The 25,050-nt window shown below is 67.7% G+C and carries 25 protein-coding genes and 1 tRNA gene; 22 read left to right on the forward strand and 4 right to left on the reverse strand.

Annotated elements, in window-relative coordinates:
• Nucleotides 1–491: 491 nt before the first annotated feature.
• From AC5RVS_RS17445 to AC5RVS_RS17495, 11 genes are all read left to right on the forward strand, one after another.
• A complete protein-coding gene (locus AC5RVS_RS17445; RefSeq protein ID WP_494109087.1) occupies nucleotides 492–920 on the forward strand; it encodes a hypothetical protein in 429 nt (142 codons plus the stop codon).
• Nucleotides 921–1,252: 332 nt separating this feature from the next.
• Nucleotides 1,253–2,104: a hypothetical protein gene (locus tag AC5RVS_RS17450; RefSeq protein WP_494109088.1), complete on the forward strand. Its 852-nt coding sequence runs from the start codon at nucleotides 1,253–1,255 to the stop codon at nucleotides 2,102–2,104.
• The gene (locus tag AC5RVS_RS17455; protein WP_494109089.1) at nucleotides 2,094–3,074 is read left to right on the forward strand and encodes an HAD-IIA family hydrolase; all 981 of its coding nucleotides are present in this window, start codon (nucleotides 2,094–2,096) and stop codon (nucleotides 3,072–3,074) included. The genes AC5RVS_RS17450 and AC5RVS_RS17455 overlap by 11 nt, the downstream gene beginning before the upstream one ends.
• Nucleotides 3,075–3,134: 60 nt before the next feature.
• A complete protein-coding gene (locus AC5RVS_RS17460; protein ID WP_494109090.1) occupies nucleotides 3,135–3,338 on the forward strand; it encodes a hypothetical protein in 204 nt (67 codons plus the stop codon).
• A gap of 5 nt (nucleotides 3,339–3,343) precedes the next feature.
• The gene (locus AC5RVS_RS17465; protein WP_494109091.1) at nucleotides 3,344–4,216 is read left to right on the forward strand and encodes a TlyA family RNA methyltransferase; all 873 of its coding nucleotides are present in this window, start codon (nucleotides 3,344–3,346) and stop codon (nucleotides 4,214–4,216) included.
• The gene (locus tag AC5RVS_RS17470; protein WP_494109092.1) at nucleotides 4,213–5,208 is read left to right on the forward strand and encodes an NAD kinase; all 996 of its coding nucleotides are present in this window, start codon (nucleotides 4,213–4,215) and stop codon (nucleotides 5,206–5,208) included. The genes AC5RVS_RS17465 and AC5RVS_RS17470 overlap by 4 nt, the downstream gene beginning before the upstream one ends.
• Nucleotides 5,205–6,917, forward strand: a complete 1,713-nt coding sequence (gene recN / locus AC5RVS_RS17475) for a DNA repair protein RecN (RefSeq protein WP_494109093.1) — start codon at nucleotides 5,205–5,207, stop codon at nucleotides 6,915–6,917. Before AC5RVS_RS17470 ends, recN begins: the two co-directional genes overlap by 4 nt.
• Nucleotides 6,918–7,037: 120 nt before the next feature.
• Entirely contained in the window at nucleotides 7,038–8,759 is a 1,722-nt protein-coding gene (gene pyrG / locus AC5RVS_RS17480) for a CTP synthase (protein WP_494109094.1), read from the forward strand.
• On the forward strand, nucleotides 8,760–9,437 hold the full coding sequence (locus tag AC5RVS_RS17485; protein WP_494109095.1) for an NUDIX domain-containing protein: 678 nt from the start codon (nucleotides 8,760–8,762) through the stop codon (nucleotides 9,435–9,437).
• A gap of 93 nt (nucleotides 9,438–9,530) precedes the next feature.
• Entirely contained in the window at nucleotides 9,531–10,424 is an 894-nt protein-coding gene (gene xerD, locus AC5RVS_RS17490) for a site-specific tyrosine recombinase XerD (RefSeq protein WP_494109130.1), read from the forward strand.
• Between the two features lie 78 nt (nucleotides 10,425–10,502).
• Nucleotides 10,503–11,006: an 8-oxo-dGTP diphosphatase gene (locus tag AC5RVS_RS17495; protein ID WP_494109096.1), complete on the forward strand. Its 504-nt coding sequence runs from the start codon at nucleotides 10,503–10,505 to the stop codon at nucleotides 11,004–11,006.
• On the opposite strand, the gene AC5RVS_RS17500 is transcribed toward AC5RVS_RS17495, so the two are convergent.
• Genes AC5RVS_RS17500 through AC5RVS_RS17515 form a run of 4 tightly spaced genes read right to left on the reverse strand, consistent with a single transcriptional unit; the run spans nucleotide 11,003 to nucleotide 15,283 of the window.
• The gene (locus tag AC5RVS_RS17500) at nucleotides 11,003–12,163 is read right to left on the reverse strand and encodes a bifunctional 2-methylcitrate synthase/citrate synthase (protein WP_494109097.1); all 1,161 of its coding nucleotides are present in this window, start codon (nucleotides 12,161–12,163) and stop codon (nucleotides 11,003–11,005) included. The genes AC5RVS_RS17495 and AC5RVS_RS17500 overlap by 4 nt on opposite strands.
• 21 nt (nucleotides 12,164–12,184) lie before the next feature.
• Entirely contained in the window at nucleotides 12,185–13,090 is a 906-nt protein-coding gene (gene prpB, locus AC5RVS_RS17505; RefSeq protein ID WP_494109098.1) for a methylisocitrate lyase, read from the reverse strand.
• Nucleotides 13,091–14,611, reverse strand: coding sequence for an MmgE/PrpD family protein (locus AC5RVS_RS17510; RefSeq protein WP_494109099.1), 1,521 nt, complete (start codon nucleotides 14,609–14,611; stop codon nucleotides 13,091–13,093).
• On the reverse strand, nucleotides 14,612–15,283 hold the full coding sequence (locus AC5RVS_RS17515) for a GntR family transcriptional regulator (protein WP_494109131.1): 672 nt from the start codon (nucleotides 15,281–15,283) through the stop codon (nucleotides 14,612–14,614).
• 263 nt (nucleotides 15,284–15,546) lie between these two features.
• Here AC5RVS_RS17515 and AC5RVS_RS17520 point away from each other — a divergent pair, with 263 nt between their 5' ends.
• The 11 genes from AC5RVS_RS17520 (at nucleotide 15,547) to ftsR (ending at nucleotide 25,047) form a co-directional block, all read left to right on the forward strand.
• Nucleotides 15,547–16,437, forward strand: coding sequence for a ParA family protein (locus tag AC5RVS_RS17520; RefSeq protein ID WP_493987502.1), 891 nt, complete (start codon nucleotides 15,547–15,549; stop codon nucleotides 16,435–16,437).
• Complete coding sequence (locus AC5RVS_RS17525; protein WP_494109100.1) at nucleotides 16,437–17,390, forward strand: segregation and condensation protein A; 954 nt, start codon at nucleotides 16,437–16,439, stop codon at nucleotides 17,388–17,390. The genes AC5RVS_RS17520 and AC5RVS_RS17525 overlap by 1 nt, the downstream gene beginning before the upstream one ends.
• Nucleotides 17,383–18,009, forward strand: coding sequence for an SMC-Scp complex subunit ScpB (gene scpB / locus AC5RVS_RS17530; protein ID WP_494109101.1), 627 nt, complete (start codon nucleotides 17,383–17,385; stop codon nucleotides 18,007–18,009). The genes AC5RVS_RS17525 and scpB overlap by 8 nt, the downstream gene beginning before the upstream one ends.
• Nucleotides 18,010–18,068: 59 nt before the next feature.
• A complete protein-coding gene (locus AC5RVS_RS17535; RefSeq protein ID WP_494109102.1) occupies nucleotides 18,069–19,361 on the forward strand; it encodes a pseudouridine synthase in 1,293 nt (430 codons plus the stop codon).
• A gap of 3 nt (nucleotides 19,362–19,364) precedes the next feature.
• A complete protein-coding gene (locus AC5RVS_RS17540) occupies nucleotides 19,365–20,483 on the forward strand; it encodes a prephenate dehydrogenase (protein ID WP_494109103.1) in 1,119 nt (372 codons plus the stop codon).
• Nucleotides 20,480–21,184, forward strand: coding sequence for a (d)CMP kinase (gene cmk, locus AC5RVS_RS17545; RefSeq protein ID WP_494109104.1), 705 nt, complete (start codon nucleotides 20,480–20,482; stop codon nucleotides 21,182–21,184). The genes AC5RVS_RS17540 and cmk overlap by 4 nt, the downstream gene beginning before the upstream one ends.
• 273 nt (nucleotides 21,185–21,457) lie before the next feature.
• Nucleotides 21,458–23,011: a ribosome biogenesis GTPase Der gene (gene der / locus AC5RVS_RS17550; RefSeq protein ID WP_494109105.1), complete on the forward strand. Its 1,554-nt coding sequence runs from the start codon at nucleotides 21,458–21,460 to the stop codon at nucleotides 23,009–23,011.
• Between the two features lie 126 nt (nucleotides 23,012–23,137).
• A tRNA-Pro gene (locus AC5RVS_RS17555) sits at nucleotides 23,138–23,211 on the forward strand.
• A 141-nt stretch (nucleotides 23,212–23,352) separates the two neighbouring features.
• Nucleotides 23,353–23,739 carry a glycine cleavage system protein GcvH gene (gcvH, locus tag AC5RVS_RS17560; RefSeq protein WP_493977985.1) on the forward strand — a complete coding sequence of 129 codons (387 nt, stop codon included), beginning with the start codon at nucleotides 23,353–23,355 and terminating at the stop codon, nucleotides 23,737–23,739.
• 75 nt (nucleotides 23,740–23,814) lie between these two features.
• Nucleotides 23,815–24,294 carry an FHA domain-containing protein gene (locus AC5RVS_RS17565; RefSeq protein ID WP_493987495.1) on the forward strand — a complete coding sequence of 160 codons (480 nt, stop codon included), beginning with the start codon at nucleotides 23,815–23,817 and terminating at the stop codon, nucleotides 24,292–24,294.
• Between the two features lie 75 nt (nucleotides 24,295–24,369).
• Nucleotides 24,370–25,047, forward strand: a complete 678-nt coding sequence (gene ftsR / locus AC5RVS_RS17570) for a transcriptional regulator FtsR (RefSeq protein WP_493987553.1) — start codon at nucleotides 24,370–24,372, stop codon at nucleotides 25,045–25,047.
• The last annotated feature ends 3 nt before the right edge of the window (nucleotides 25,048–25,050 follow it).

Here is a 25,050-nt window from a genome sequence, read left to right on the forward strand (position 1 = left end):
GCACTCGGGAGGGTGTGGGAGAGTAGGTCGCCGCCGGACATTCTTTGAACACGGGAAGGCCCCGCCAACGATGGCGGGGCCTTCCCGCGTTTAACCAGAGTGCCGATTCGTTAGTGGAGTCACAGCCCGCCGGCGGTTGTCTGCAAGTAGCGGAACAGTCGGCTGGACTAGAATGGATCGATGGTATGGGCGCGCCACAGAGAATGGCGCCCACAACAAGACATGCATTTTATAGGGATTTTGATGGCTGTGGTTGGCTGGTTCGACCTTGGCCCGCACTGAGAGGAGTTCCGGCATGGCTGATTTCCGGGGTCGTGAAGGACGAGACGACAGGGGTGCAGGCAGAGGCAACTTTGGCAACCGGTCAGGAGCCGAGCGCTCCAGCGAGGGTGGCCAGAGAAAGCGCCCCGACAACCAGGACCGGCGTAGCAGCGCCTCCGGTAACGCCGGCGGCTTCCGTTCGCGGGATGATCGGCCGCGTGAGGATCGTGGTGAGCGTCGGGACTTCGGCGATCGTCGTCCGCAGGGTGGCCGTCCTCGCCAGGACCGTGGCGGCAGCGGATCAGGTAGCGGCGGCTTCCGTTCGCGGGATGATCGGCCGCGTGAGGATCGTGGTGAGCGTCGGGACTTTGGTGACCGTCGTCCGCAGGGTGATCGTCCCCGTCAGGATCGTGGTGAGCGTCGGGACTTTGGTGACCGTCCCCGTCAGGATCGTGGTGAGCGTCGGGACTTTGGTGACCGTCGTCCGCAGGGTGACCGTCCCCGTCAGGATCGTGGTGAGCGTCGGGACTTTGGTGACCGTCCCCGTCAGGATCGTGGTGAGCGTCGGGACTTTGGTGATCGTCCCCGTCAGGATCGTGGTGAGCGTCGGGACTTTGGTGATCGTCCCCGTCAGGATCGTGGTGAGCGTCGGGACTTAAGCGATCGTCGTCCGCAGGGTGACCGTCCCCGTCAGGACCGTGGCGGCAGCGCATCAGGTAACGCCGGCGGCTTCCGGTCACGGGATGACCGCGGCGAGCGTCGGGACTTTGGTGACCGTCCCCGCCAGGATCGAGGTGAGCGCCGGGACTTTGGCGATCGGCCGCGTCAGGATCGTGGTGACAGGTCATTCGACCGTGCCGGCGCAGCCCCCGAACACAACGCCAGGGACCTGCGCAGCTCCAACCGGGTCGACCGCCCGCGTTCGCCGGAGATTGACCCCGACGTCACAGGGGCAGAACTGGACCGCGTCACTCGCGCCCAGCTGCGGACCTTGGAGTCCAAGAACGCTGAATGGGTTGCCAAGCACTTGGTGATGGCCGGACGACTACTCGACGAGGAACCGGAACTGGCCTTCCAGCACGCCTTGGCGGCAAGCCGCAGGGGTGGGCGTATGGCACCGGTGCGAGAGGCCGTCGGCCTGACGGCCTACGCGGCCGGTCACTACGGTGAAGCCCTGAGGGAATTCCGCACCTTCCGCCGGATCAGCGGTTCCAACGAGCACCTGCCGATCATGGCCGACTGCGAACGTGGCCTCGGACGGCCGGACAGGGCGTTGGAGCTGACGCGATCAGAGGACGCCGAAACTCTGGATACGACGGGCAAGGTGGAACTGGCGATTGTGGCTTCCGGTGCCCGCTCCGATCTGCAGCAGTATGATGCGGCGGTTGCAGCCTTGGAGATTCCGCAACTGGACCGGAACCGGGCCTTCTCCTACAGCCCGCGGCTCTTCCGCGCGTATGCGGACGCTTTGGATGCCGCTAACCGCGGCGAGGAAGCACAGCAGTGGAGACGCCAGGCGATGGTGGCCGAAAACGCTCTGGGTGTGGGAGATTTTGCCGAACCTGAGATTGTCGACTTGGTCGGCGATGACATGGAACCGGTCGACGGCCCGCGCGAGGCAGGATCCGTTGCTGAAGAGCCAGCTCTGGTCGGCGACGCAGGGATGACCGGGCCGGCTGAATCTGAAGAGGGCATGCCGGACGACGGTGAAACCGAACCTGTGGACGGCTCTCCGGCAGGCTCAGAGGAAGTGGCTGCTCCAGCTGCGGTGGACGCCGAGGACGCGGACGCCGAAGACACCGGCGCTGCGCCTGCGCCGGCCAGCAGGGACAATGACGGGTAACCCCCTGATCTCCGGCTATGACGCCGTGCTGTCGGACCTGGACGGTGTTGTCTACGCCGGGCAAAAGGCTATCCCCGGAGCCGTCGAAGCGTTGAGGCGCCTCGCGGAGACCCGGACCGCACTGGGCTACATCACCAACAACGCGTCACGGTCACCGGCGCAGGTGGCCGCTCATTTGCGTGAGCTCGGTGCCCCGGCCACCGCCGATCAGGTCTTCGGATCGGCACGCGCCGGTGCGCTGATGCTTGCGCGGCACGTTCCCACGGGCTCAAAAGTTCTGGTCACGGGCAGCCAGACGCTGGCGGATGAAACAGCGGCCCAGGGCTTCGTCCCGGTCCGCTCCGCCCTCGATGCTCCGGTCGCCGTGATCCAGGGGTTCGACCCGGAGCTGGGCTGGAAGGATTTGGCGGAGGCGTCATTCGCCGTCGCCGCCGGCGCCGTCTGGATCGCCACCAACACAGACCTGACCATCCCCCGGGAGCGTGGCATCGCCCCCGGAAACGGGTCGTTGGTGGCCGCCGTCCAGGCGGCCACCGGTGTGGCACCTCTGGTCGCGGGAAAGCCGGAAGCGGGCATCTTCACGACGGCGGCTGCGGCGTTGGGAGCGCACCGGCCGTTGGTGGTGGGGGACCGGCTCGACACCGACATCCTGGGCGGCAACAACGCAGGCATGGACACGGCAGTCGTACTGACCGGCATCGACGGGGTCGAAACGGTGCTCGCCGCGCGCACCGCGGAACGGCCACGGTATCTGCTGGGCAGCCTGGCGGAACTGTACCGGCCCTATCCTGCCGTCACCCCTGACGGCTCGGGGTTCCGCTGCGGTGCAGCGCTGGCCGCCGTCGAAAACGGAAAGCTCAACGTCTCCGGCAGCCGGGAGGATGTGGACACCTGGCGGGCTGCCTGCGCGGCCTGGTGGGATGCCTATCCGCACCAGGCATCCGCGGCCACGCCTGACCTTTCCGGCTGAACGCCGATATTAGACTGACTCATGCGGTTGGGTACATCCGCCGACGCAAGGGAGGAAAGCTTGCACCTGCCAGAAACAGGGGAAAGCGGCGGCCAGATGCAGCCGCAGTGGCCAGTCCCCGGTGACTCCACGGCCGACGAGTCAGTCGACACCATCATCTCCGCCCTGACCCATGTTCCGGATCTCCCGGTACGCGAGCACCAAGCCGTGTACCAGCAGATCCATGACGATTTGTTGGCCGACCTGGAGACCGAGGCTGATTGAGCCCGATGCCCAGACTGGACCAGGAGCTTGTATCCCGCGGATTGGCACGGTCCCGTACCCATGCAGCCAAGCTCATAGCGTCCGGACGGGTCAGCCGTGCCGGAACTGTTCTGACCAAGGCGTCGGCCGCCGTCGGCCTTGACGACCCGCTGGTTGTGGCCGCCGACGGAGGCCCCGACTACGTCAGCAGGGCCGGACACAAACTGGCCGGAGCACTGGCGGCCTTCCCCGCGGTTGATCCGGCCGGCCTGCGCTGCCTCGATGCGGGAGCTTCTACCGGCGGTTTCACCGATGTACTGCTGCGCGCCGGCGCGCGGGAGGTCGTCGCCGTGGACGTCGGGCACGGCCAGCTCGTCGACGCGATTCGCACGGACAGCAGGGTCAGGGTGTTTGAAGGCATGAACGTCCGGTATCTCGACCCGGCAGCGATCGGCGGCCCGGTGGATCTGACCGTCGCGGATTTGTCGTTCATCTCCCTCACCATGGTCATCGAACCCTTGGCCGGCGCCACCCGTCCGGCCGGGAATCTCCTGCTGATGGTCAAGCCGCAGTTCGAGGTTGGCCGCGAACGGCTGGCGCGCACCGGCGTCGTAAGTTCACACGCGGAACGGCACAGGGCCGTACGCAACGTTGTCGCCGCGGCCCTGGAAACGGGGCTGGACGTCCGCGGATTGGCGGCCAGTCCGCTCCCGGGCCAGGACGGGAACGTCGAATATTTCCTGTGGATAAGTGTGCCGCCGGGGGCTCCGGAGCGCAGAACGGGTAGGGTGCTGCAGGGGGCAGTGGACGCAGCAATGGCCGATTTTCCGCAGGAGCGGGGAGCACGGCCGGACCAGTTGGATGAACCGAGAGGTCAGGAACCGGAAGTGGAGCGATGAGCCGGCGGATATTGGTGCTCGCGCATACCGGGCGGGCAGACGCCTTGGCGGCCGCGCAGGAAACGTGCGCCCAACTCCACTCGTCCGGCCTGGTGCCGGTCATGCGAAGGGAGGAGGTCGGACACCTCCAAGAGACCTATGGCGAGCTGGCCGTTCCCACCGAGATCCTGGACGAGGACATCAGCCTGAACGGTGTCGATCTGGGCATGGTGCTCGGCGGTGACGGCACCATCCTGCGCGCCGCTGAGCTGGTCCGGGAATCGGACGTCCCGCTGCTTGGCGTCAACCTGGGACATGTCGGCTTCCTGGCCGAGAGCGAGCGGGCGGACCTGGCCCAGACGGTCCACTGGGTGGTAAACCGCGAATACACAGTTGAAGAGCGCCTGACCATTGACGTGCAGGTGTGGCTGGACAAGCGCAAGATCGGCCATACCTGGGCGCTGAACGAGGCAGCGGTGGAGAAAGGCGACCGGCAGCGGATGCTGGAGGTAGTGGTCGAGGTCGATGCCCTGCCCATCAGCTCGTTCGGCTGCGACGGCGTGGTGATGGCCACCCCCACCGGGTCCACGGCCTATGCCTTCTCGGCGGGCGGCCCGGTGGTTTGGCCGCAGGTGGAAGCCCTGCTGATGACACCGATCAGCGCCCACGCGCTGTTCGCCAAACCGCTGGTGGTGGCCCCGGATTCGATCATGGCGGTGGAAGTGCTCAGCCGCAGCGATGCCAACGGCGTATTGTGGTGCGACGGCCGCCGCAGCCTGGAGCTGCCGCCCGGATCCCGGATCGAAGTGACCCGCTCCAACAAACCCGTGCGGCTGGCCCGCACCCGGAGGACGCCGTTCTCGGAACGTTTGGTCCGCAAATTCGAACTACCGACGTCGGGATGGCGCGGCCCCGTCAGCCCCTCGGAAGAACAACCGCCGACCTCGTCCCTGCCTACCGTGCGAACAGTGGAACCACGATACGCCCAGCCAAGCCAGGAGGCGCCAAAGTGATCGAAGAAATCCGGATCCGCAACCTGGGCGTCATCACCGAGGCCACGCTTCCGTTGGGGCCGGGGCTGTCGGTGGTGACGGGCGAGACCGGAGCCGGCAAGACCATGGTGGTCACCGCGCTTGGCCTGCTGCTGGGAGCCCGCGCCGATGCCGGGGCGGTGCGGACCGGGGCACCCAACGCCGTGACCGAGGCCGTGGTTCGGCTTGCCGCGGGAAGTCCTGCCCTGGCCCGCGCCGGTGAAGCGGGGGCGGACATCGACGAGTTCGACGGCGGAGCCGAACTAATGCTCGCCCGTACGGTGAACGCCGACGGCCGCAGCCGCGCGCACGTCGGCGGCCGGGGAGCGCCGGTGGGAACGCTGGCCGAAATAGGCGGCCACCTGGTGGCGGTCCACGGCCAAACAGACCAGCTGCGGCTCAAGAGCCAGCAGGCGCAGCGGGAAGCGCTGGACAAGTTTGCCGGTGAAGCCCTCACCACGGCGCTGTCCGGTTACGCAGCATCGTTCGCCCGTTGGAAGGAAGCCAGCGCCGAGCTGGAGACCCTGCGCACCGAAGCCCGCGAACGGCTGCGCGAAGCCGAGGCGCTGCAGCAGGCGCTGGAGGAAATTGATGGGCTGGACCCCCAGCCCGGTGAAGACGACGCCCTCAAGGCCGAAGCCGTAAAGCTGGCGAATGTCGAGGAACTGCGGGCTGCTGCCACCTTGGCTCACCAGGCACTCGTGGCCGAGGAGTACACCGATTCTCCGGACGCGACGGCCCTGGTGGACGCGGCGAAGCGGTCGCTGGAGCAGGTCCAGGACGAAGACGCCGAACTGGGCCGTGCTGCGGCCCGGCTGGCCGAGGTCGGAATCATCCTCGCCGACGTCGCCGCGGAGTTGGCGAGCTACGGCGCCTCGCTGGACAGCGAGGGCCCGGGCCGGCTGGAGGAGGTCGAGGCGCGCCGGGCCGACCTGGCACGGCTTGTGCGCAAATACGCGCCCAGCATCGACGAAGTGCTCGAGTGGGCCGTTCAGGCCCGCAGCCGCCTGGAGGACCTGACCGACGACTCCAGCCGGATCGAGCGGTTGGAGGCAGAAATCGCCGAACTGGACTCCGCTTTGGCCGTCCAGTCCGCCGCCGTGACGGCGCTGCGGCGTGAAGCCGCTGCCGAACTTGGCCGCCGGGTCGGCGCAGAACTGTCGGCGCTGGCCATGGCCGAGGCCGAACTGTTGATCGATATCGAACCCGCGCCGGCCCTGACGGTGCACGGCGCCGACGTCATCACGTTCTTGCTGAAGCCGCACCGGGGCGCCCCGCCGCGCCCGCTGGGCAAGGGTGCCTCCGGCGGTGAACTGTCCCGCGTGATGCTTGCCATCGAAGTGGTGCTGGCGGAGGTGGATCCTGTGCCTACCTTCGTCTTCGATGAAGTGGATGCCGGCGTCGGCGGCAAGGCAGCCGTCGAGATAGGCCGTCGCCTGGCCATGCTGGGGCGCTATGTGCAGGTCATTGTGGTGACGCACCTGCCGCAGGTGGCGGCTTTCGCGGACCAGCACATCCGCGTGATCAAGACGGCCGGCGGGGATGACGGCGGGATGACCGCCAGTGACGTCCGGTTGCTCGACGACGAGGAACGGGTGACCGAACTGGCCCGCATGCTTGCGGGCCAGGAAGAATCCCATTCCGCCCGGGCCCACGCCCAGGAACTGATCGACGGAGCGAGGGCGCTGTAGCATCGGCTACAGGCACGACCAGCCCCCCGCCGCCGGCGGGGGAGGAGTTGACCGGCGGGTGTGTGTTCGCACACCCGGCAGCGGTCGGAACGGCCTTGAGATCCGAGGGCGTCCAGAAAGGTGATAGGCTCGAATTCCGTGGTGCAGCGAACTAATTCCCGGTTTTCCAAGTCGTCCAAGACGACCAAACATATCTTCGTCACCGGCGGCGTGGCGTCCTCGCTCGGGAAGGGACTGACGGCTTCAAGCCTCGGCCACCTGCTCCGTGCCCGCGGCCTCTCCGTGACGATGCAGAAGCTCGATCCCTATCTGAACGTGGATCCGGGCACGATGAATCCCTTCCAGCACGGTGAAGTCTTCGTCACGGACGACGGCGCGGAGACCGATCTGGATATCGGACACTACGAGCGGTTCCTGGACGAGAACCTGGACGGTTCGGCAAACGTGACCACCGGCCAGGTTTACTCCACGGTGATCGCCAAGGAACGCCGCGGCGAATACCTCGGCGACACCGTTCAGGTCATCCCGCACATCACCGACGAGATCAAGCGCCGCATGCGCTTGCCCGCCGAGCCCGTCGCGGGCAAGAAGGTTCCGGACGTGATCATCACCGAGATCGGCGGCACCGTCGGCGATATCGAATCGCAGCCGTTCCTGGAATCCGCCCGCCAAGTCCGTCAGGATGTCGGGCGGAACAACGTGTTCTTCCTGCATGTCTCGCTGGTGCCGTACATCGGCCCGTCGCATGAGTTGAAGACCAAGCCGACACAGCATTCCGTCGCCGCGCTTCGCTCCATCGGCATCCAGCCGGACGCCATCGTGATCCGGTCCGACCGGGAAGTCCCCGCGGCGATGCGGGAGAAGATCGGCCGCATGTGCGACGTGGACATCGACGCAGTCATTGGCTGCCCGGACGCGCCGAGCATCTACGACATCCCCAAGACCCTGCACTCGCAGAACCTGGACGCGTACATCGTGCAGCACCTTGACCTGAAGTTCAAGGATGTCAACTGGACCAAGTGGGACCGGCTGCTGTCGGCGGTCCACAACCCGAAGCACCACGTCGAGGTGGCGCTGGTGGGCAAGTACATCGACCTGCCCGACGCCTACCTGTCGGTGACCGAAGCGCTGCGCGCCGGCGGCTTCGCCAACCAGACCCGGGTGAAGATCCGTTGGGTTCCCTCGGATGACTGCGCCACCGAAGAGGGTGCGGCCGCCGCACTCGACGGCGTGCACGCCATGTGCGTGCCCGGTGGCTTCGGCATCCGTGGCCTGGAGGGCAAACTCGGCGCACTCAGGTACGCCCGCGAACACAAGCTGCCCACCCTTGGCCTGTGCCTGGGCCTGCAGTCGATGGTGATGGAGTACGCCCGCAACATCGTGGGACTGGAAGACGCTTCCTCCACCGAGTTTGATCCGGACACCAAGCACCCGGTGATCGCCACCATGGCCGAGCAGCTGGACATCGTCGACGGCAAGGGCGATTTGGGCGGCACCATGCGCCTGGGCCTGTACGAGGCGGCCCTGCAGTCCGGTTCCGTCGTTGCAGAGACCTACGGCAGCACCAAGGTCAGCGAACGTCACCGGCATCGCTACGAGGTCAACAACGAATACCGCGACCAGCTGGCTGCGGCGGGCCTGGTTTTCTCGGGTACCTCCCCGGACGGCAAGCTGGTGGAGTTCGTTGAACTGCCCCGTGACGTGCACCCTTACTACGTCTCCACCCAGGCGCATCCGGAACTCAGCTCGCGCCCCACGCGGCCGCACCCGCTGTTCGCGGGCCTCGTTGCCGCCGCCCTGGAACAGGGCAAGGCCAAGGCACCGGCAAAGTCCGGAGCCTGAGTGTCGGCACACCCCGAGGTCTTCGCCGACGTCCCTGATCCGCGTCCGCTGGTCGACAGCCGTACGGTGTATCGGGGACGCATCTGGGACGTGGTCAGCGACACGTTCACCCTGGGCCCCGGCACCGGCGAGACGCTAGTGCGCGACTACATCGCACATCCGGGGGCGGTGGCCATCCTGGCGATGGACACGCAGGGACGGGTCCTGCTGCTGAGGCAGTACCGGCAGCCCACCAGGATGTCGCTGTGGGAGATCCCCGCGGGGCTGCTGGACGTGGACGGCGAGGACTTCGTGGATGCCGCGGTGCGGGAACTGGCCGAGGAAGCGGACCTGGTGGCCGGTCGCTGGAACGTGCTGGTGGACTTCTTTAATTCGCCCGGGTCCTCCAGCGAGGCAATCCGGATCTACCTGGCCCGTGACCTCTCCGAGGTTCCGGAAGCCCAGCGGCATCAGCGCACCGATGAGGAAGCCGAAATCGAGCACCTCTGGGTGGATCTGGACGACGCCGTGGACGCGGTCATGGCCGGACGGCTGCACAATCCGTCGGCCGTGACCGGGGTGCTCGCCGCCGCCAGGGCTGCGGCCACCGGCTTCGAGAACCTGCGCCCGGCGGATGCTCCCTGGCCCGAGCATCCCAGCCAGCGCCCGGACGGTGCCGCTGGAACCGGCCGGGACTGATCCGCCATCGCGCCCGTGCAGGCCCCGTCAGCCAAAGGAGACGAATTCACCGCAACGCCGCTGGGGCGCGCGGCGGGCGACTACTTGCAGCACATGGCGGTGGAACGCGGGCTGGCCGCCAACACCGTAGCGGCCTACCGCAGGGACCTGGGCCGTTACCTGCGTTTCCTGCAGGCGCGCGGGGTCGGCGAGCCGGCCACGGTGACCCGACACGATGTCACGGCGTTTGCCCAAGCCATCACCGATGGGTCCGACGGCGCCGCCGCGCTGAGCGTCAGGTCCGCGGCGCGGACCATCGTGGCCGTGCGGGGGCTGCATAAGTTTTGGACGCTTGAGGCGATCACGGAAACCGACCCCGCCACTGACGTGCACCCGCCGATGCCCGGCAAACGCCTGCCGAAGGCGATTTCCGTAGCCGCTGTCACCCGGATCCTGGAATCGGCGGGGGCAGACACCCCCACCGGGCTGCGCGACCGGGCGCTCTTGGAGTTCCTGTACGCGACCGGCGCGCGGATCAGCGAAGCGGTTGGCCTGGACGTCGACGATGTCAGCGTCGAACCGCAAGGCGACGGTCCCGCCGTCGTCCGCTTGTTCGGCAAAGGGTCCAAGGAGCGGCTGGTGCCGCTGGGCTCCTTTGCTGCCCAGGCGGCGGACGCGTACCTGGTCCGGGGACGTCCTGCTCTGGCCGCGAAGGGACACGGCACACCGGCGTTGTTCCTGAACGCCCGCGGTGGCCGGCTGAGCCGCCAAAGCGCCTGGACCATTCTGAAGACTGCCGCGGAAAAGGCCGGGATCACCCAGCCCGTTTCCCCCCACACCCTGCGCCACTCCTTCGCCACCCACCTGCTGGAGGGCGGCGCGGACGTCCGGGTGGTGCAGGAGCTGCTGGGCCATGCGTCCGTGACCACGACGCAGATCTACACGCTCGTCACCGCCGATACCCTCCGCGAGGTTTACGCGGCGGCACATCCGCGGGCCCGGGGCTGACGGGGTAACCGTGGAGCGCGGGCTTGCTGCAGCGGAACATGACCCTTGGAGCCGTGGCGCCGGGCTAGACTCGCTGCCATGACTGTCGCCGTTGCCCTGTGCTTCCTGCTCCGGGAGGACGCGGGGCGCCGTTACGTGCTCCTCGGCCGGAAGAAGACCGGGTTCGGCACCGGGAAGGTCGTGGGAGTCGGCGGCAAAGTGGAGCCGGGGGAGGGCGACGACGACGCGGCCTGCCGGGAGATGCAGGAAGAGACCGGAGTCCGCGTCGGGCCCGAGGCGCTGGAGCAGGCCGGACGGATTTTTTTCGATTTCCCGGAGCAGCCCGCGTGGAATATGGACACCGCGCTCTTCGTGGCCCGGCGGTGGGAGGGCGTCCCGGTCGAGTCTGCGGAAATCGCCCCGGCCTGGTACCGCGTGGACCGGCTGCCGCTGGGGCAGATGTGGCAGGACGCCGGCCATTGGCTGCCGCTGGCGCTGTCGGGGCAGCGGCCTCGGCTGCGGGTGCTGATGCAGCCGGATAACGAAACAGTGGCCGGCGTCGAGAATCTCGACACCGGCCACCGCGTGGCCTGGCAGACCTAGCGGCCCAGCTCCCGCTGGGCGGGCCCGTTGTATTCACTGAGTGGACGGATCAGCGAGTTCGACTCCAGCTGCTCCATAATGTGGGCGGTCCAGCCGGTGATGCGGCTGGCCACGAACAGCGGGGTGAACATCTCCGTGTCGAACCCCATCAGGTGGTAGGTGGGCCCGGCGGGATAATCCAGGTTCGGTTTGATGTTCTTGGCCTCGGCCATCGCGTGCTCAAGGCCGTCGTAGAGGCCGAGTATTTCGGGCCGTCCATAGTGTTCGATCATCTTGTCCAGGGCGGCCTTCATGGTCGGCACGCGGGAATCGCCGTGCTTGTAGACCCGGTGGCCGAAGCCCATCACCTTCTGCTTGTCGGCCAGAGCCTGCTCCATCCAGGTCCGGGCGCGGGCGGCGGCCTCCTCGCGGGGCTCATCAAGGCGGATGCCGATCTGCTCGAAGGTGTGCATGACCGCCTCATTCGCTCCGCCGTGCAGCGGGCCCTTCAGCGCGCCGATCGCACCGGTCACGGCCGAATGCAGGTCGGACAGCGTGGAAGTGATCACGCGCGCCGCGAACGTGGACGCGTTGAAAGAGTGCTCCGCGTACAGGATCATGGACACATTAAAGGCGTCCACGACTTCCGGGGCGGCCTCTTCACCGAAGGACATCCAGAGGAAGTTCGCCGCGTAGCCCAGGTCTTCGCGCGGTTCCACCAGCTCCTGGCCGCGGCGGCGGCGCTGGTCGTAGGCGACGACCGCCGGGAAGGCTGCCAGCAGCTCCACGGCTTTGGCCATGTTCGCTTCCGGAGAGGAATCCCCGGCCAGCGGGTGTCGGGCTCCGATCACGCTGGCGGCCGTCCGGCAGACATCCATCGGGTGGGCCTCGAGCGGCAGCACATCGATGACCGATTTCACCACCGGGTCCAGGGCTCGTCCGCCGCGTTCGGCCGCCGTGAAGTCCCGCAACTGGCCGCTGTCCGGCAGCTCTGCGTTCCAGAGCAGATACGCCACTTCTTCGAAGCTGCAGTGCGCGGCCAGGTCCTGGACCGGGTAGCCGCGGTACAGCAGCGAGTTCGTCTCCGCGTTGACCTTCGAGATCTTCGTGGTGTCGACGACGACGCCGGCCAGCCCCTTGCGGATCTGCGGTGCTTCGGTTGATGCATCGGTGCTCATGGCGACTCCTATGTCTTGTGGTCAGTGCCGGCCGGGCACCTGGAAATTGAATACAGAGGTGTCGAATTGGTTATACGCCTCATAATCCACCAATTCGTACAAACGCGCACGGGTCAGCATGTCCGCGACCCGTGACTGCTGGGTCCCGTCGGCCTTGATGGCGTCGAGGGTCCGCTCGGCCGCGCCCATCGCGCTGCGCAGCAGGGTGACCGGATAGATCACCATGTTGACCCCGGCGGACGACAGCTGGTCCACCGTGAACAGGTCACTCTTGCCGAACTCGGTCATGTTGGCCAGCACGGGCACGTCAACGGCCTCGCGGATGGCAGCGAATTCCTCCAGCGTCCTCATGGCTTCTGGGAAGATCGCGTCCGCGCCGGCATCGACCAGCGCGCGGGCACGGTCCTGGGCGGCAGCCAGGCCGTCGACGGCGCGGATATCGGTCCGCGCCATGATCAGGAAGTTTTCGTCCCGGCGGGCGTCCGCGGCGGCCCGTATCCGCTTGCTGGCGGTCTCCAGGTCCACCACGTTCTTGCCGTCCAAATGGCCGCAGCGCTTGGGATTGAACTGGTCCTCGATGTGGCAGCCGGCCAGGCCCGCGTTCTCCAGCTCCTGCACGGTGCGGGCCACGTTCATCGGCTCGCCGAAGCCGGTGTCGGCGTCCACCAGGGCCGGCAGGTCGGTCATCCGGGCGATCTGGCCGGCCCGGGTGGCGACTTCGGTCAGCGTGGTCAGCCCGATGTCCGGCATTCCCAGGTCGTTGGCCAGCACGGCGCCGGAGATGTAGACGCCGTCGAACCCCTTCTCCTGGATCAGCCGCGCCGAGAGGGGATTGAACGCGCCCGGGAACTGCTGCAGCTCCCCGGACGCCAGCCCCTCGCGCAGGGTCCGGCGCTTCTGCTCCGGGGTGGTCGCAGAGTAAAGCATCTAGAACAGCCCCTTCGGTCCGGCCGCGAGATCGATGACCCCGCCGGCGGCCTGGATATTCAGCTGGTCGAGCTCACCGGCGGCGAGTTCCGGCAGGCGCTCGGCGGCGGCCAGGAACCTCTCGATTTCAGCCTCGTCAACGATTCCGGCCGCCAGCGTGCGCAGCTTGTTGACGTACTGTTCCCGGGAGAACGGGCGGGCGCCCAGCGGGTGGGCATCGGCCACGGCGATTTCGTCGGTGATGACCGTTCCGTCGGCCAGGGTGATCTCCACGGAGCCGCCGAATGCCTTCTCCGAGACGTCCAGCGAATGGTAGCGGCGGGTCCACTCGGGGTCTTCTTCGGTGGTGACCTTCTGCCACAGCGCCACGGTGTCCGGGCGGGCCGCACGCTCGGGGGCGTACGAGTCAACGTGGTGCCAGGTGCCATCCTGCAGGGCCACCGTGAAGATATAGGGGATCGAATGGTCGAGTGTTTCGCGGGAGGCCGCGGGGCTGTACTTCTGCGGATCGTTCGCGCCGGAGCCGATCACGTAGTGCGTATGGTGGCTGCTCTTGATCAGCACCGACTTCACGTTCTCCGCGTCGGTGGCTTCCGGATGCATGCGGTGCAGCCTGCGGGCCAGATCGATCCAGGCCTGTGCCTGGTACTCGGCCGAGTGTTCCTTGGTGTAGGTGTCCAGGATGGCGCGCTTGGGTTCGCCCGGGGCCGGCAGCGGCACGTCGTAGGAGGCATCCGGGCCGTCCAGCAGCCAGGCGATGACGCCGTCTTCGCCCTCGTAGATCGGCACGGGAGAGGTCTGGCCGCGCATCGCCCGGTCCACGGCTTCCACCGCCATCTTGCCGGCGAATGCCGGTGCGTGGGCCTTCCAGGTGGAGATTTCGCCCTTGCGCGATTGGCGTGTCGCCGTCGTCGTGTGCAGCGCCTGGCCGACGGCCTGGAAGATGGTCTCCGTATCCAGGCCCAGCAGCGTGCCGATGCCGGCGGCGGCCGACGGTCCCAAATGGGCCACATGGTCGATCTTGTGTTTGTGCAGGCAGATGGCCTTGGCCAGATCGACCTGGATTTCGTAACCGGTGGCGATGCCGCGCATCAAATCCCGGCCGTTCGCGCCGACGTGCTGGGCCACCGCGAGGATGGGCGGGATGTTGTCGCCGGGGTGCGAGTATTCGGCGGCCAGGAACGTGTCGTGGTAATCCAGTTCGCGCACGGCCACGCCATTGGCCCACGCCGCCCACTCCGGGGAAGTCTTCTGCACGATGCCAAAGATCCCGGCGCCTTGACCGCCGCCGGAGACCGGGTGGCTCAGCGCCTGCGCCCGTGCGGCGATAATCGGCCCACGGTTCAGGGAGGCGACCGCCACCGAGGCATTGTCGATGATCCGGTTGATCACCATCTCGGCTACATCGTCGGTAACCTCCACCGGGTCGGTGGCTACCCGGGCGATCTTCTGGGCTAGCTGGTCCTCGCGCGGCAGGTTCTCTTCGCTGCGGTAGACGCGTACGTGGTGCTTGACGGTCATTCAGGCTGTCCTCTCGGCTGGCAGGTCGGTCCGGTGTTTCGGATCGGTGGTCTTGAAGTGTTCCAGGCTCTGGTGGAGATGGATGCGGGTGGCCGCGGCCGCCACCTGGCTGTCGCCGTCGGCGATGGCGCCGGCGATGTTGGCGTGTTCGGCCGCCGACGCCAGCAGCCGGGCCGGGTTGTCCCGCGCGAGCCGGCGGATCCTCACCAAGTGGACGCGCAGGTTGGCCATCGCTTGACGGAGGTAGGTGTTGGCAGCGGCGCGGTCCACTGCGGCGTCCAGCCTGCCGGCCAACTCGTAGTATGCCCGGGGATCCGGCACGGCGCCGCGCATGGCCTCGGCAGCCGCAAGGAATTCCTGCTGCAGCCGCCGGAACTCGGCCGGTTCGCCGCGTTTGGCGGCCAAAGCCGTCGCCTGGCACTCCAATGCCGTGCGCAGTTCGAAGAGCTCGGTGACGTTCTCCAGCGAGACGTCGGCGACGACGACGCCGCGTCCGGTGTGGGGCGTGGTCAGCCCTTCCGCGGTCAGCCGGCCCAACGCCTCGCGGAGCGGGGTGCGGGAGATGCCCAGCCGGGCGGCTTGTTCCACCTCGGCCAGGACAGTACCCGGAGGCAGTCGCCATTCCACGATGTCCTCGCGCAGCGACCAATACGCGCGTTCGCCGGCACGCAAGTTCTGCTTCATGGTGCCAGTGTATACACAGTTGCGCCTGCCGTGCGCGAAAAGCGGAAAAAGCGTCCCCTTTGTATACATAAGTTCGCCGTCGTGCCCTCAAAGCGAGTCTTCCGCGCCGCGTAGGGCGTTGAACCTTAGACCTCTACTTGAAGCTAAAGGCTCGCCGGTCATCAGCCGCCTGTCGATCGATAACAGGACGGTCACTGTAACCTTGTCAGGAAGAAGAACGGCAGCGAAACGATGGAAGCTGGGTTAGATACGTGAGCAGCGAACAAGGTTCGACAACCACTCTGCGGCAAGCGGACGAGGATGTCCTGGGCCCGACCGGGCGGCCGCTGACCGAGTTCCCTGAACCGCCCGTCCTGACGTCCCATGGTCCCGCGCGAATCGTGGCAATGGTCAACCAAAAGGGCGGCGTCGGCAAGACCACGTCCACCATCAACCTCGGCGCAGCCCTGGCCGAGGTCGGCCGCAAGGTCCTGCTGGTCGATTTCGACCCGCAGGGCGCCCTGTCGGCGGGGCTGGGCACCAATCCGCATGAGTTGGACCTGACCGTCTACAACGTGCTGATGGACCGCAAGACCGACATCCGCGAGGCGATCCAAGCCACGGACGTGGAAAACATCGACCTGCTGCCGGCCAACATCGACCTCTCGGCCGCGGAGGTGCAACTGGTCAACGAGGTGGCGCGCGAACAGGTCCTGGCCCACGCGCTGCGCAAGGTCGAGGACGACTACGACGTCATCCTGATTGACTGCCAGCCCTCGCTGGGCCTGCTGACCGTTAACGCGCTCACCGCAGCCCATGGCGTGATCATTCCGCTCATCTGCGAGTTCTTCGCCCTGCGCGCGGTGGCGCTGTTGGTGGAGACCATCGAAAAGGTCCAGGACCGGCTCAACCCGCGCCTGCAGATCGACGGCGTGTTGGCCACCATGTACGATGCCCGCACCCTGCACAGCCGCGAGGTCATCGGCCGACTGCTGGAAGCGTTCGGCGACAAGGTCTTCGAAACCGTGATCAAGCGCACCATCAAGTTCGCCGATGCCACCGTCGCCGCCGAACCGATCACCAGCTACGCGGGCAACCACGCCGGCGCAACCGCCTACCGCGACCTGGCCAAGGAGCTCATCGCCCGCGGCGGCGCCCCCTGATGAGGCCCTCGCCGGCAGGGACGGTGCCGGCAGGGACAGGGCCGGCAGGCGGTATCCCGGCACGGCAGGACCCCGTGCCAGGCGTCCCGGGGGAGGAGGGCGACCGGAAGCCGGCGGGCTTCGCCGTCACCCTGGACAATTTCAGCGGACCGTTCGATTTGCTGTTGGGACTCATTTCCAAGCACGAACTGGACATCACCGAAGTGGCGCTTGCCCGCGTCACCGACGAGTTCATCTCCTACATCCGCCGCCTGCAGGCCGACGGCAACGACAAGGCCTTGGACGAAGCCAGCGAATTCCTCGTGATCGCGGCGACCCTGCTGGACCTCAAGGCCGCCCGGCTGCTGCCTACCGGCGAGGTGGAGGACGACGAAGACATCGCCCTGCTCGAGGCCCGGGACTTGCTCTTCGCCCGGCTGCTGCAGTACAAGGCCTTCAAGGAAATCGCGGCCCTGCTGGGCCAGCGCCTGGCGCGGGAGGCAGAACGCTTCCCGCGGCAGGTCGCGCTGGAGCCGCAGTTCGCTGCGCTGCTGCCCGAGCTCGTGTGGCGCACGCCCCTGGCGGAGTTTGCCGCCCTTGCGGCCAAAGCGCTGGAGCCCAAGGAGCCCGCGCCGACCCAGGTGGGGCTCGCGCACCTGCATGCGCCGCCGGTCAGCGTGAAGGAGCAGGCGGCCATCCTGGGGGCACGCCTGCAGGCGGGCCGGCCGCTGTCGTTCCGTGCGCTCACCGATGATGCGGACGGCGCGCTGGTGGTGGTTGCTCGGTTCCTGGCGCTGTTGGAGATGTTTCGCGACGGCGTCATCGCGTTCGAACAGGTTGCGCCGCTCGGGGAGCTGACGGTCCGTTGGACCGGCCCGGACACGGAATGGACCGGCGATAACCTCAGCGAAGAATATGACAACGCACCGGCGGCCGACACGGCCACGGACGGAACGGAGGGACGCGATGACTGATCCGCTGGAGGAATCGGCCGGGCCTCAGATCGACGTGGAGCGGTTGCCGGGCGGTGCCCGCGCCGCCTTGGAAGCGGTCCTGATGGTTATCGACGAACCGGCCACCGATGTTGAATTGGCCACAGCACTGGCCCTGCCGGTGGACACCGTCCAGGCCCTCCTGCTGGACCTGCAACGGGAGTACGACGGCGGCGCAGCCGGCGGTCCCGCCGCGGAGCCGCGGGGCTTTGAGCTGCGCAACATCGCCGGCGGTTGGCGGATCTTTTCGCGCAGCGATTTCGCGCCGCTGGTGTCCCGCTTCGTGCTGGAAGGCCAGACCGCACGGTTGACCCAGGCCGCGTTGGAGACGCTGGCCGTCATCGCGTACCGGCAGCCGGTCTCCCGGGCCCGCGTCTCGGCCATTCGAGGGGTCAACGTCGATTCCGTCGTGCGCACGCTGACCCAGCGCGGACTCATCGAGGATTCCGGCACCGATCCGGAGACCGGAGCCATCCTGTACCGGACCACCTCTTATTTTCTGGAAAGATTGGGTATAGGAAGCATCGGCGAACTGCCGGAGATCGCCCCGCATCTGCCGGGGCTGGAAAACCTGTCCGAGTACGACGACGCTTCGCTCTAGGCTGCCGGCCTCCGGCAGCACCAGACCATTGCAGTAGTTTCCACGGGTAAGGATCCACCATGACACAACCGCCTCGTTCCGGTTCCGGACGGAACAACCCCCGCGGCGGAAAACGTCCGGGCGACGGCCGCCGGCCGGACGATGTTGAGCGCCGTCCGCAGGGCGGTTCCGCCCAGGGACGTGGCCGGCCCGGTCAGGGGTCCGGCGGCGCGGGCCGGACCGGTGCCGGCAAGCCGGGCGGCGACCGCTCCGGCGCGGCCGGACGGGACCAGGGCCGTAACGAGTTCGGCAAGAGCTCCGGTCAGCCGGGTGCGCGCCGCGGTCCGGCCGACCGCGGTCCGGCCGACCGCGGTCCGGCCGACCCCGGTGCGGCCAAGCACGGCAGCCGCAAGCCGTCGACGGCCGGTCCGGGCGCAGGAAAGCCTGGCAAACCGGCCGGCGGCAAGGCCGCAGGCAAGGCAGCGGGCAAGGCAGGGGCCGGCAAGTCACGCGGCGGGAAGCCGCAGCGCCCGGCCGGCCCGCAGCCCTTCGGACGGGAGCGCTTCGGCCAGAACCTCGGACCGGTCAGCCGTCCGGGCCGTCCCTCGCGGGCGGGGGCGGGAGCGTCCTCCGAGCTGCACGATCCGGAGGGAGTGCGCCTGCAAAAGGTCCTCGCCGGGGCCGGTGTAGCCTCCCGCCGCGTGTGCGAAGAATTGATCCAGGCCGGCCGGGTCGAAGTGGACGGCGTGACCGTGCGCGAACTTGGCGTGCGCGTCGACCCGTCCCGCGCCGTGATCCATGTGGACGGTATCCGCGTCCAGATGGACGAAACGCTCACGTACCTGGTCTTCAACAAACCCAAGGGCGTTGTCTCCACCATGGAGGATCCGGAAGGACGCCCCTGCATCAGCGACTACCTCAAGCCGCAACAGGGCCAGCGGCTGTTCCATGTGGGCCGGCTGGACCAGGCCACCGAAGGCCTGCTGCTGCTGACCAACGACGGCGAACTCGCCAACCGCCTCACCCACCCGTCCTACGAGGTCCCCAAAACGTATCTGGTGCAGGTCCGCGGACCCATGCCGCACGGTGTCGGGGCACGGATGAAATCCGGAATCGAACTGGAAGACGGCGTGTCCTCGGTCGATTCGTTCAAGCTGGTCGACTCGACGCCAGGACATGTCCTGGTGGAAGTCGTGCTGCATTCGGGCAAGAACCGCGTCGTGCGCCGGTTGTTCGACGCGGTCGGCCACCCCGTGGAACGGCTCGTCCGGATCCAGTTCGGCCCCATCCGGCTGGGTGATCAGCGACAGGGCAGCATCCGCGCCCTGGGCCGCCAGGAAGCAGGGCATCTGCTGGCCTTGGTGGGGATGTAGCCGGTGAACCCAGCACACGCGCAGGCTACCCTTCTGTCCGGCCCGGTCCTGGTGATCGGGACCGGGCTGCTTGGAGCCAGCATCGGGCTTGGCCTGCGTGCCCGCGGTATCGACGTCCTGCTCTCGGACCCATCGCCTTCGGCCCAGGCCGTGGCGCAGGACATCGGTGCCGGACGGATCCTGCCCGCCGGGGAGAAGGTGGAACCCCAGCTGGTCGTCGTCGCGGCGCCGCCGGACGTCACCGCCGCCGTCGTGTCGCGGGCCCTGCGCGACTTCCCGGACGCCGTCGTCGTGGATATTGCCAGCGTCAAGACGGCCGTCTTCGAGGCGCTGGCCAAGGATCCGGACCTGGGGGAGGCGGACCTTGGCCGTTACGTGGGCACCCACCCGATGGCGGGACGGGAAAAATCGGGCCCGGTCGCGGCCCGCGGCGAGATCTTCACGTCGATGCCGTGGGTCCTGTGCCCGTCGGAATTGTCCCTGCCGGGCGCGGTGAAGACCGCGCACGCGCTGGCGATCGACCTGGGCGCGGTGGTTTCCCAAATGTCGGCCGACGAGCATGACGCCTCCGTGGCGTTGATCTCACACCTGCCGCAAGTGATGTCGTCGCTGCTGGCCAGCCGGCTGCAGGACACGCCGGCGCACGCCTTGTCCCTGTCCGGCCAAGGCCTGCGCGACGTCACGCGGATCGCGGCCAGCGACCCGGCGTTGTGGGTGCAGATCCTCGGCGCGAACGCGTCCCGGCTCGTGCACATCCTGTACGGCGTCCGCGAGGACCTGGAACGGCTGATCAGGACGCTTGAGCACCCCGAGGCCGACGGCTCCCGGTTGGATCTGGCCCAGCTGATCAGCGAAGGCAACGCCGGCCAGGCGCGGATTCCCGGCAAGCACGGTGCTCCTCCGCAGGCTTTCGCGTGGCTGACCGTCCTGGTCGACGATACGCCGGGCCAAATCGCCCGCCTGCTTACCGAGATCGGCGAGGTGGGCATCAACCTGGAAGACCTGCGCCTGGAGCACTCGGCCGGCCAGCCGGTGGGGCTGGCGGAGCTCGCCGTGCTGCCCAGCAAGCGACACGAATTGATTGATTATTTGACCTCACACGGATGGAAGGTTGTGCAATGAGCGCGGCGGAAGTGGACATGGCTCGTTACCGGCAGGGCAAGGCGCTGGTGGTTGCCATCGACGGGCCGTCGGGCTCCGGCAAGTCGTCCGTCAGCAAGGAAGCCGCACGCCGGCTGCACGCGTCCTATCTGGACACCGGCGCCATGTACCGGGCCGTGACCTGGTACTGCGTCAACACCGGTGTGGACCTGGCGGATGCGGCGGCCGTCGAGCAGGCCAGCAAGGACGTCGACCTGCAGATCAGCACCCATCCGGACGACGAATATGTGCGCATCGGCTCCACGGACATCACCGACGAGATCCGCGAGCCGTCAATTTCCGCATCCGTGAGCGCCGTGGCCACCACGCTGGGAGCGCGGGCCGAGCTGGTCCGGCGCCAGCAGCAGATCATCGCCGATTCCGGCCGCCGGATCGTTGCCGAGGGCCGCGATATCACCACGGTGGTTGCTCCCGACGCCGAGGTGCGGCTGCTGCTGACCGCCAGCGAAGAGGCGAGGCTGCGCCGGCGCGGCCTCCAGCTGGGCGGGACGCAGAGCGACGCCGACCTGCACGAGCAGGTGCTGGCCCGCGACGCCAAGGATTCGACCGTCGTGAACTTCTCCGAGGCCGCCGACGGCGTCTTCACCGTGGATTCCTCCGATCTGGATTTCGAACAAACCGTCGAGGCGGTGCTCGCCGTCGTGCGGCATGCCGCGCACTGAACCGGCCAGCGCCGGCACCGGTGCGGATCACCGGCGGCAGCGGGATGCCATCCCTCGCCCCGGCCGCGTTTTCCACGTGGCGTTCGGCTCCCCGGAGACCTGCCGGCGGCTGCCCTCGGTGGCCGGCCGTGTTTCAATGGACACTGCAGCCGAAGAGATCCGCCGGCAGCTGTCCGGCCATGTCCGGCAGCGTGGCGTTCACCGGGCAGCCGCTTCCGGCCAACCATGCCCGCGACGACAATCGGCTTGCTGCCTACCCAGAAGGAACAGACGATGAGTGACACCCAGCCCGGAACCTCCCCGGCGGACCGGCCGGCCGACGAGGAATACCGTCCGGCGGGCGAGGACCAGATCGCCGAGCACATGATGGAGCTCGACGACGCCGAAGCCGAGTTGCGCGCCGCGTCGCTGCGCGCCGGCCTGGCCGACTACGACCTTGACGACGAGGACACCGCGCTGCTGGCCGCGGCCGGAGAGCCCGTCCCCGAAGACGAACCGCTGCGGGTGGCGCCCGTGCTGGCCATCGTCGGCCGGCCCAATGTGGGCAAGTCGACGCTGGTGAACAGGATCCTGGGCCGGCGCGAGGCAGTGGTCGAAGACACCCCCGGCGTCACCCGCGACCGTGTCTCCTACTCGGCCCACTGGAACGGACGCCCGTTCACCCTGGTGGACACCGGCGGCTGGGAGCACGACGCCCGCGGCATCCATGCCCGCGTCGCCGACCAGGCGGAAATCGCGGTGGACATGGCCGACGCCGTCCTGCTGGTCGTCGACGCCAACGTGGGCGCCACCGCCACCGACGAAGCAGTGGTGAAGATGCTCCGGCGCAAGAAGAAGCCGGTCATCCTCGTGGCCAACAAGGTGGACGACATGGCCCAGGAAGCCGAAGCCGCCACCCTCTGGGGCCTCGGCTTTGGCGAACCGTACCCGGTATCGGCGCTGCACGGCCGTGGCACGGCCGACATGTTGGACGCCGTCATGGAGGTGCTGCCGGAGTTCTCCGCGTATGGGGGACTGGAACGCACCGGGGGGCCCCGCCGGGTGGCGCTGATCGGCCGCCCGAACGTGGGCAAATCGTCGCTGCTGAACAAGCTGGCCGGCAGCGAGCGGGTAGTGGTCGACTCGATCGCCGGCACCACCCGCGATCCGGTCGACGAAATGATCGAACTGGGCGGGCGCACATGGCGCTTCGTCGACACGGCCGGGATCCGCCGCCGCGTGCACATGCAGCAAGGTGCCGACTTCTATGCTTCGCTCCGCACGCAGGCAGCGCTCGAAAAGGCGGAGGTCGCCGTCGTGCTGCTGGCCGTGGACGAGGTGCTCAGCGAACAGGACGTGCGCATCCTGCAGTTGGCCATCGATTCCGGCCGGGCGCTGGTGCTTGCCTTCAACAAGTGGGACCTGCTGGACGACGACCGCCGCCGGTACCTGGAACGCGAGATCGAGCAGGACCTGGCCCACGTGGACTGGGCGCCCCGGGTGAACATTTCGGCCAAGACCGGCTGGCACAAGGACAGGCTGGTTCCGGCGCTGGACCGCGCCCTCGAGTCCTGGGACAAGCGCATCCCCACCGGCCGCCTGAACGCCTTCCTCGGCGAACTGGTCGCGGCCCACCCGCACCCGGTGCGCGGCGGCAAGCAGCCGCGCATCCTGTTCGGCACGCAGGCTACCTCCCGGCCGCCAAAGTTCGTGCTGTTCACCACCGGTTTCCTGGACCCCGGCTACCGCCGGTTCATCACCCGCCGGCTGCGGGAAACATTCGGCTTCGAAGGCACCCCGATCGAGGTCAGCATGCGGGTGCGCGAGAAGCGGTCGCGCAAGCACTGATCCGGCCCCGGCCCGCGGTCCGGGCACCGGCGCCACCGCCCCGCGGGGGCGCCGGTGGTCATGACGCAAGGAAAAATGCTGTACAGTATTTGAGGTGGTTCCGCCGGTTGCATGAAGGCGGAACTTCGGGTTGTGGCGCAGCTTGGTAGCGCACTTGACTGGGGGTCAAGGGGTCGCAGGTTCAAATCCTGTCAACCCGACAGCAAGGGATCCGGTCCGCGAGGGCCGGGTCCCTTTTCCATTGGCTTGTGCAAGGCCCTGTATGCCTATACTTTCAGCGATGGCGGGGAACGGATCCTTGCCGCAGCAACTGGCCGTCCATGGTGCGAGAAAGGCAACCGATGAGCAATATTCCTGCCGACCTGAAGTACACAGCCGAGCATGAGTGGGTGGCTGCCGCGGATGCCGAGGGCACGGTGCGCCTGGGTATCACCGACTTTGCACAGGACGCCCTCGGCGACGTGGTCTACGTGCAGATGCCGGAAGCCGGCTCTTCCATTACCGCCAACGAGGTCATCGGCGAGGTGGAATCGACCAAGAGCGTCAGCGACATCTACGCTCCCGTCAGCGGCGAAGTCGCAGCCGTCAACGACGCGCTGGAGTCCGACCCCGCCCTGATCAACTCCGACCCGTACGGGGAGGGGTGGCTGCTGGAGGTCAAGCTTTCGGATCCGGCAGCGCTGGAGACTCTGCTCAGTGCCCCGGAGTATGAACAGCAGGTAGGCTAGGAGCTACCGGAGCCATTCGACGGCCAACCGGTCCTGAACCGGTTGGCCGCTACATTTCTACGGGAGGAACTATTGATGGTGGGCGAAGCTCGCAACGCCACAAACAACGGGAACGGCGACGGCCGGAACCCGGAGGCGAACGCGGAAACCACATCCATCTCTTTGCCGCCGCAGACGCTGGTTAACGTCGCCAAGCCGAGGCTTTCCTCCGAGGAGGAAGCATCGGTGTTCGCGCTGCCTGCGGGGTCGGCGCTGCTGATAGCCCACGGCGGCCCGAACGCCGGGGCGCGGTTCCTGCTGGACCAGGACGTCACCACGGCCGGCCGGCACCCGGAGGCGGACATCTTCCTTGACGACGTCACGGTGTCGCGCAAGCACGCGGAATTCCGCCGCTCCGGCGACGGCTTCATGGTGGTGGACTCCGGCAGCCTTAACGGCACCTACGTCAACAACGACCGCGTGGACAGCCTGCAGTTGCGGACAGGCAACGAGGTGCAGATTGGCAAGTTCCGCCTGACCTACTACGCAGGCACGGCGGCAAAGGGGCAGGGCTAACCTGTGCCCGGGTCCCAGCCAGCACGGCGCACCCTCGGGTCGTCCCGGGAGGGGTACCGCAGCAGCGTCCTCAATATCGGCGAGGTGCTGCAACAGCTGACGGAGGAGTTCCCGCAGATCACGGCCTCCAAGATCCGCTTCCTGGAGGAAAAAGGGCTGATCAGCCCCCAACGCACGCCGGCCGGCTACCGGAAGTACACCACGCAGGACGTCGAACGCCTCCGCTTTGTGCTGGCCCTGCAGCGCGACCAGTACCTGCCGCTCAAGGTCATCAAGGATTACCTCGACGCGATCGACCGTGGCGAGCGGCCGGAAGCCCTTCCCGGCGGCATGACCCTGGCCCCCCGGATGGTCTCGGAACCGCTGGCGGCAGAACTCAACGGAAGGGGGCGGGCGCTCACCCGGGCCGAACTGCTGCAGATCAGCGGAGCCTCCGCGGAACTCGTGGACGACCTTCTCGCCTACGGACTGATCAACGCCCACGACGCCTGTTTTGACGAACACGCACTCAAGGTCGTGCGCGCCTGCAGGCAGCTGGGCAGCCATGGCATCGAACCGCGGCACCTTCGTCCGTTCCGGGCCGCCGCGGACCGCGAGGTCGGGCTGGTGGAGCGTGCCGTGGCACCGCTGGCGTCCCGGCGCGATGTCGCCTCCCGGGCGCGTGCCGCGGAAGCCGCCAAGGAAATCAGCGATCTGTGTCTGAACCTGCACACTGCGCTGGTTCACGGGCACCTGGCCCAAATGGACCGCTGAACG

It is taken from the genome of Arthrobacter sp. Y3221048 (genome assembly GCF_059092685.1).